Source organism: Halanaerobium sp., assembly GCF_003070835.1.
Genome location: NZ_QBLR01000167.1, coordinates 1 through 7,446, shown reverse-complemented (window position 1 = coordinate 7,446; position 7,446 = coordinate 1). Strand labels below are relative to the sequence as shown.

The 7,446-nt window shown below is 34.6% G+C and carries 9 protein-coding genes and 1 pseudogene; 9 read left to right on the top strand and 1 reads right to left on the bottom strand.

Features of this window, described 5'->3' with window-relative positions; all coding sequences use genetic code 11:
* The 3 genes and pseudogenes from ptsP to rnhA all read left to right on the top strand — a co-directional run.
* The coding region (ptsP, locus tag CI949_RS14190) for a phosphoenolpyruvate--protein phosphotransferase (protein WP_290767487.1) at positions 1-745 on the top strand (745 nt) is incomplete at its 5' end.
* Between the two features lie 110 nt (positions 746-855).
* A pseudogene (locus CI949_RS20975) lies at positions 856-1,161 on the top strand (carboxymuconolactone decarboxylase family protein); the annotation flags it as partial.
* An 81-nt stretch (positions 1,162-1,242) separates the two neighbouring features.
* Positions 1,243-1,695, top strand: coding sequence for a ribonuclease HI (gene rnhA, locus CI949_RS20970; protein WP_347877177.1), 453 nt, complete (start codon positions 1,243-1,245; stop codon positions 1,693-1,695).
* Here rnhA and CI949_RS14180 read toward each other — a convergent pair.
* Positions 1,692-2,084 carry a Fur family transcriptional regulator gene (locus tag CI949_RS14180; RefSeq protein ID WP_133530267.1) on the bottom strand — a complete coding sequence of 131 codons (393 nt, stop codon included), beginning with the start codon at positions 2,082-2,084 and terminating at the stop codon, positions 1,692-1,694. The two genes, rnhA and CI949_RS14180, sit on opposite strands and share 4 nt — an antisense overlap.
* 110 nt (positions 2,085-2,194) lie before the next feature.
* Between CI949_RS14180 and trpS the strand changes: the two genes are divergently transcribed.
* From trpS to CI949_RS14150, 6 genes are all read left to right on the top strand, one after another.
* Positions 2,195-3,199, top strand: coding sequence for a tryptophan--tRNA ligase (gene trpS / locus CI949_RS14175; protein ID WP_133530266.1), 1,005 nt, complete (start codon positions 2,195-2,197; stop codon positions 3,197-3,199).
* Between the two features lie 21 nt (positions 3,200-3,220).
* Positions 3,221-4,270 carry a D-alanine--D-alanine ligase family protein gene (locus CI949_RS14170; RefSeq protein ID WP_290767482.1) on the top strand — a complete coding sequence of 350 codons (1,050 nt, stop codon included), beginning with the start codon at positions 3,221-3,223 and terminating at the stop codon, positions 4,268-4,270.
* Positions 4,271-5,443, top strand: coding sequence for a DNA polymerase IV (locus CI949_RS14165; RefSeq protein WP_290767480.1), 1,173 nt, complete (start codon positions 4,271-4,273; stop codon positions 5,441-5,443). It abuts the gene before it with no gap.
* 167 nt (positions 5,444-5,610) lie between these two features.
* Entirely contained in the window at positions 5,611-6,042 is a 432-nt protein-coding gene (mraZ, locus tag CI949_RS14160) for a division/cell wall cluster transcriptional repressor MraZ (RefSeq protein WP_108141458.1), read from the top strand.
* Between the two features lie 11 nt (positions 6,043-6,053).
* Positions 6,054-6,986 carry a 16S rRNA (cytosine(1402)-N(4))-methyltransferase RsmH gene (rsmH, locus tag CI949_RS14155; protein ID WP_133530263.1) on the top strand — a complete coding sequence of 311 codons (933 nt, stop codon included), beginning with the start codon at positions 6,054-6,056 and terminating at the stop codon, positions 6,984-6,986.
* A gap of 21 nt (positions 6,987-7,007) precedes the next feature.
* The coding region (locus CI949_RS14150; RefSeq protein WP_290767478.1) for a septum formation initiator family protein at positions 7,008-7,446 on the top strand (439 nt) is incomplete at its 3' end.

The window sequence follows — 7,446 nt, the reverse complement described above, 5'->3', positions numbered from 1 at the left end:
AATGGGAGATAGACCGGTAGTTATTAGAACTCTTGATGTGGGTGGAGATAAAGAGCTGCCATATTTAGACTTTCCCGAAGAAATGAATCCATTTTTAGGGTATAGAGCCATCAGAGTTTGTCTGGAAAGAGATGACATTTTCAAACCACAGTTGAGAGCTCTCTTAAGAGCTGGTGTTTATGGTAATTTAAAAATCATGTTCCCTATGATCTCTTCTTTAAATGAATTACTTGCTGCTAAGGAAAAAGTTGAAGAAGCGAAAGCAGAACTTAAAGCAGAGGGATTAGAATATAACGAAGACATTGATCTGGGAATGATGATTGAGATTCCAGCAGCTGTTATGATTGCTGATAAATTAGCCAGTGAGGTTGATTTCTTCAGTATCGGAACTAATGATTTAATTCAGTATACTGTTGCTGTAGATAGGATGAATGAGCGGATTGCTGAAATGCATACTCCATATCACCCTGCAGTACTGAGGTTGATTAAAAAGACTATTGAAGCAGCTCATGCAGAAGATATCTGGGTTGGTATGTGTGGAGAAGCAGCTGGAGAAGAATTATTACTTCCGTTTTTACTTGGAGCTGGACTTGATGAGTTCAGTATGAGTGCTGTTTCAATTCTGAAAATAAAAGAGATTTTAACTAAGTGGACTCTTGCAGAGGCAGAGGAAGTAAGCAAAGAGGTACTTAATCTGGGAACAGTTTCTGAAGTAAAAGATTATTTAAATAAGATAAAAAAATAATCAAATGCTGGTAAATTGAATATTAATATTTAAATAACCCGGACGGCTCTTGCTGTCCGGTTTCTTTTAAACTTTTACTGATTTTAAATGATATAGTTAGAGGTGTTTTGATGAGCAAAAAAACAGAAGAATTTAATCAATTTCGTCAAAAAATGAATGACATAATTTTGGATGAAGGTAATTTAGATACAAAAAGATTTTTTAATCTTGACCATAAAGTATATCAGAATGGAAAACTACCTGCTAAAACTAAAGAATTACTTGGACTTGTTTCTTCAATGGTATTAAGGTGTGATGACTGTATCACATACCATATTATAGAATCCTATCAGGCCGGTTGGACGAAGGCAGAAATTTATGAAGCGATGAATGTTGCCCTGATAGTTGGTGGCTCAATTGTTATTCCCCATATGAGGAGGGCAGCTGAACTTTTAGAAGAGCTGGAAAAAAATAATAAGCCTCAAAATGATAATGATGTTTCTGAGAGTGGGGAAGACATGAATTTAGATAATTATCAAGAATTAAAAATCTATACAGATGGAGCCTGTCTTGGTAATCCAGGCCCAGGGGGATATGCAGCAGTTATTTTAAATTCAGATTTAAAAAAATTAAAAACTATCTCCGGAGCAGAAAGAGATTCTACAAATAATCGGATGGAATTAAAGGCAGTAATTGAAGCTTTAAAAATTATTCCGGAAAATAAAAAAATTGAACTTCACAGTGATTCCAGTTATGTTTTAAATGGTTTATCAAGCTGGGTTGAAGCCTGGAAGAAAAATGGTTGGAAAACCTCAAGCAAAAATGCAGTTGCCAATCAAGATTTATGGCAGGAACTGGATGAGCTTAGTTCAAAATTTGAATTGAGTTATCAGAAAGTTAAAGGTCACAGTGGTGACCAATATAATGAGGAAGTTGATAGTCTGGCAAAAAAAGAAGCAGAAAAAATTTAATTTTTCTGCTGACATTTTGGACAGATACCGCTAAACTCTAAACGATGAGAATGAGCGATAAATTCTGTTTCCGTATTTATTTTATTATTTAAATCTGAACTTAAATCAAGATCTAAATCATAAACTCCACCACATTTTTCACAGCGGAAATGATAATGATGATCAGGATTACCATCATAGCGGCTGTGGTTGCTTCCGTAATCTAAAACATTTATTTTACCGTGTTCTGCTAAAACATTTAAATTACGATAAACAGTTCCCAGACTGATATTGGGTATTTCCTCTCTTACTTTTTCATATATCCAGTCAGCAGTAGGGTGAGATTTCGTGCTCTTTAAAACTCTCAATATTGCCTTACGCTGTTTTGTCATTCTAGTTTTCTTGCTCATCTTATTCCTCCTAAACTTAATTAATAATCATTATTATCTATAGTTTAATTTTAGCAGATATTATTTGGATATTCAAGTAAAATTTATTATATATAAAAAGGGTGATAATATTGACAAAGAAAAAAGAAAAAAGGATATTAACTGGAGACAGGCCCACTGGTAAATTGCATTTGGGCCATTATGTTGGTAGTTTGCAGAATCGAGTTGAACTACAGGATAAATATGACACATTTTTAATAATTGCTGATGTCCAGGCTTTAACTACAAATTTTGATAAACCTGAGAAGTTGAGTGAGGATGTAAGACAGGTTGCGAGGGATTATTTAGCTGCTGGTATTGATCCGGAAAAAACAACTATTTTTGTACAGTCACTTGTTCCAGAGATTGCCGAACTAACTGTTTTTTATTCAATGATAGTTACAGTAAATCAGCTGCGTCATAATCCAACAATTAAATCTGAGGCTGAGCAGTATGGTTATAAGGAAATGTCATATGGATTTTTAGGTTACCCGGTCAGCCAGGCTGCAGACATTACTTTCTGTCAGGCTAATCTGGTTCCAGTTGGTGAGGATCAAATTCCTCATATTGAACAGACTAGAAAAATAGTGCGCAAATTTAACAATATGTATGGAGAAGTTTTCCCAGAACCGGAGGCATTAATCAGTGATTTCCCAAGATTAATGGGGCTTGACGGCAAAAATAAAATGAGTAAGAGTTTAAATAACGCAATTTATTTAAGTGACAGCAAGGATGAAGTACAGCAAAAAATAATGCAGGCGAAAACTGACCCTGCCAGAATTCATAAAGATGATCCCGGTCATCCAGAAGTTTGTACTGTTTACCATTATCATCAGGCATTTAATAGTGAAGAGTCCGATGAGATTGCAGAAAAATGCAGAGCAGGGACAATTGGCTGTGTGGCCTGTAAAAAACGACTGGCTGAAAAATTAAATGCTTTTCTGGCTCCAATGCGGGAAAGAAGAAAGAAGTATCTCGAAAACCCAGAACTTGTTGACAGGATTTTAATGGAAGGTACTGAAAAAGCAAGAGAAGAAGCTCAAAAAACAATGGAAAAAGTTAGAGAAGTCATGAAAATCGATTACTTTAAAAAGTAAATTTGGAGGGGGATTTTATTGTTGGAATCAAAGATAAATATTGCCCTGTTTTTTGGCGGGAGATCAGCTGAACATGAAGTTTCACTGCTTTCTGCTCGCTCTATTTTTCAGGCCTTTGACCAGGAAAAATATAATATTTTTCCGGTTGCCATTAGCAAAAATGGATTTTTTAGATCACTAGATATTTCAAAAAAGATCTTATTTAGTGATTTAAAATCAGTTCCCGAAGTAAATAGAGATAATATTTTACCTCAAGAAATATTAAAACTTTTAGAAAAAGAAATTGATCTGGTTTTTCCAGTTCTGCATGGACCTTTTGGTGAAGACGGTAAAATTCAGGGTTTTTTAGATGTTTTAAATATACAATATGTTGGTTGTGATTTAAAAGCTTCGGCAGTAGGAATGGATAAAGCAGTTATGAAACAAATTTTTGCTTATAATAATATTCCACAGAGTAAATTTGAAATTTTGAAAAAGGCTGAATATGAAATTAAAGATGTGGCTCAATTTTTTGGGAATCTGGCTGAAAGTTTGGGGCTGCCGTTTTTTATTAAACCGGCTAATATGGGATCAAGTATAGGCATCAGCAGAGTTAATGATTTAGCTTCTTTTAAAAAGGGGATTGCTGAGGCTTTTAAATATGATAAAAAATTGATTTTAGAAAGCAGTGTTGAGGGTCGGGAAATCGAATCTGCCGTACTGGGGACTGGTGCTGAGCTTAAAGTATCGGCTGCTGGTGAAATTATTTCTACCCATGATTTTTATGATTATCAGGCTAAATATGAAGATCAGAGTACAGAGTTGATTATTCCAGCTGATATTTCAGCAGCCAGTAGAGAAAAAATTAAAGAGTTATCAGCCCGAGCTTTTCGTGCTGTTGATGCAGAAGGGATTTCACGTCTTGATTTTTTTGTTAATGAGAAAAATGATGAAATTTTGGTTAATGAAATCAATACAATGCCGGGTTTTACAAAGTTCAGCATGTATCCCTTGCTCTTTAAAGAAAGTGGAATTAGTTATTCTGAACTTTTAGATAAACTGGTAGAGCTTGCTTTAAAAAAGGACAACTAAATGGATAAACTTCAGATATTACATGCAGACATGGATGCTTTTTTTTCAGCTGTTGAACAGCGAGAAAATCCTGAGCTTCAGGGTAAGGCTGTAATCGTTGGTGGTGTAAACTTAAGTAACCGCGGAGTTGTTTCTACTGCTTCCTATGAAGCCAGGAAATTTGGAGTACATTCTGCAATGCCGATTGCTCAGGCAAAAAAACTCTGTCCGGATGGAATTTATCTACCAGCCAGACACGGGCTTTATAAAGCTGCTTCAAAAGAAGTTTTTTCAATTTTAAAGAGATATACTCCGCTAGTTGAAAAACTTTCTATTGATGAGGCTTTTCTGGATGTTAGAGGCTGTGAAAGATTATACGGTAATCCTGTAGAAATAGCTGAAAAAATTAAAATAGAAGTGAAAAAGAAAACAGATCTAACAATTTCTGTTGGTGTATCTGTTAACAAGTTTTTAGCCAAACTGGCTTCCGACTTTGATAAGCCTGATGGACTGACAGTAATTAGAAAAAAAGATATTAAAAGTTTTATGCGCCACCTGGATATTGATAAAATCTGGGGAGTGGGTGATGTTTTTGCTGCTAAACTTGCCGAAAAAAATATTTACAAAGCAGGTGATATATGGCCATATTCTCTAGAAGAACTAAAAAATAATTATGGCAAAGCAGGTGTAAAGCTATTTTTTCTATCACGGGGTATAGACAACAGAGATGTAAAAAGTAGGAGTGAAATTAAATCAGTCAGCCACGAAGAGACTTTTGCTGATAATATAAGTGATCAGGATAAGCTTTTTGCATATTTATTTAAAATGAGCGAAAAAGTATCTTTTCGCCTCCACAGTAATTCACTTAAGGGTACAACTGTGTTTATCAAGGTAAGATATTCAGACTTCAGCACTTACAGCAGGCAGCAATCTCTTAAAGTTGCCATAAACAGCAGTGAAGAAATTTATCAGCGAGCAAAAGAATTATTAATGCAAAATGATTTATTAACTAAGCCTCTTCGCTTACTTGGTTTGGGAGTTTCAAATTTATGCCAGGAGGGTCAGGAACAGCTAAATTTATTTACAGATGAAAATGGGGATCAGCTTGACCAAACTATTGATCAATTAAAGAGAAAATATGGGTTTGATAAAATTTCGCGGGCTAGAAAACTTTATTTAAATAATGATGATTAATTACCCACCATTTGGTGGGTTTTTTCTATTTTATCAGTAATTATTTTCAAATGGTAAAAATTTATAATTTTTTTTGAGAAATATAAAGGAGTTTTCTCTTCGATGTAGAATAAATTTATTAAGTGGTGGAAAGTGGAGCAAAAGGGTGGAAAGTGGGAAGTGATATTATGTTTATGGGAGAATACACTCACAATATGGATAAAAAAGGACGTTTAATTATTCCTTCTAAGCTCAGAGATGACCTGAGTGAGCAGTTTGTCATCACCAGAGGACTTGATAACTGTTTATTTTTATATCCAATGGATGAGTGGAAAGAATTAGAAAAAAAATTAACTTCCCTCCCGATGACCAGTAAAAACGCCCGTAATTTTGTCCGCTTTTTCTTTTCAGGAGCCAACGAATGTGAATTAGATAAACAGGGAAGAGTTTCCCTTCCAATAAATTTAAGAGACTATGCAGATTTTGAACATGAAATTGTGATAATTGGTCTGGCAAATCGAATCGAACTCTGGGCCAAAGAAAAATGGGACAGCTACATGGATGATGTAGAAGATTCTTATGAAGACATTGCAGACGCAATGGAAGAACTTGGAATCTAGAAAGGATAAATATGGATTTTGAACATCAGGCAGTATTGTTAAACGAAGCAGTTGAATATTTAAAAATAAAAGAAGAGGGGATTTACCTGGATGGGACTCTGGGTAGAGCCGGCCACAGTTCAGAAATTTTGAAAAATCTTTCTGAACAGGGAAAATTAATAGCAGTTGATCGAGATACTGCTGCTATTAAAGCGGTCAGAGATAAATTTCCAAATGAAAAGAGACTTGTTTTAGAACATTCTAATTTTCAAGATTTTGATCGGGTTTTTGCCAAACTGGGGATTGAAGCTGTTGACGGGATGCTTTTTGATTTAGGAGTTTCTTCTCCTCAGCTGGATAATCCGGAGCGCGGGTTTAGTTATCAAAAGGATGGTCCACTTGATATGAGAATGAACCCGGAGCAGAAATTAACGGCAAAAGATATTGTGAATAATTATTCTAAAGAGCAGTTAGAAAAAATAATTTCGGAATATGGAGAAGAAAATTGGGCTGCCAGAATAGCAGAATTTATTGTAAAAATGAGGAAAGAAAATGAAATTAATACTACCGCTGATCTTGTGGAAGTTATTAAAGCTGCTATTCCAAAGGCTGTCAGGAGAAGTGGTGGACACCCTGCCCGCAGAACTTTTCAGGCTTTAAGAATTGAAACTAATAATGAGTTAGAACAGTTAAAAAATTTAATTGATAAGGCAGTTTCTTATTTAAACCCAGGTGGTAGATTGGTAATAATTACTTTTCATTCCCTGGAAGACCGAATAGTAAAACACAAATTTAGAGATCTGGCAAATGACTGTACCTGTCCACCTGATTTTCCAATCTGTGTTTGTGACAAAAAAGCGGAAGTAAAAGTTATAACCAGAAGTCCGGTTCAGGCTTCTAAAACTGAAAAAGAAGCAAATCCACGTTCACGCAGTGCGAAAATGAGAGTAGCTGAGAAGATTTAACTAATAAAAGGGGGTAGTAAAATGTATCAGGGTCAGGATTATATAAATTTGGCTTCAGAAAGCAATTATCTAAATGAATCATCCTATAATTTTACTAATGTTAAAAAACAGGCCTTCACAATATTATACATATTTATGCTGGTTTTTATAAGTATTTCAATTTTGTTATATGTTTCTCAAATATTAAATATCAATCATAGTAGTTCTAGACTACTGGAACTGGAAGATAGATTGGAAGTAGTTAGGTCAAAAAATGAAAGGTTGGAAGTGAAACTTGCCAGTAAAACTTCTCTGGCGCGGGTGGAAAGAATTGCCAAAAATGAATTGAATATGGTATATGCCAGTGAAAAAGAAACACTTGTCTATAATAATAAAATTAATAGAGAAGAAAAATTTATGGCAGATATTCCAAAAGAAAAGTTTTTCTTAGCGCAAATTTATGATAAAATAGTAAAAGAAG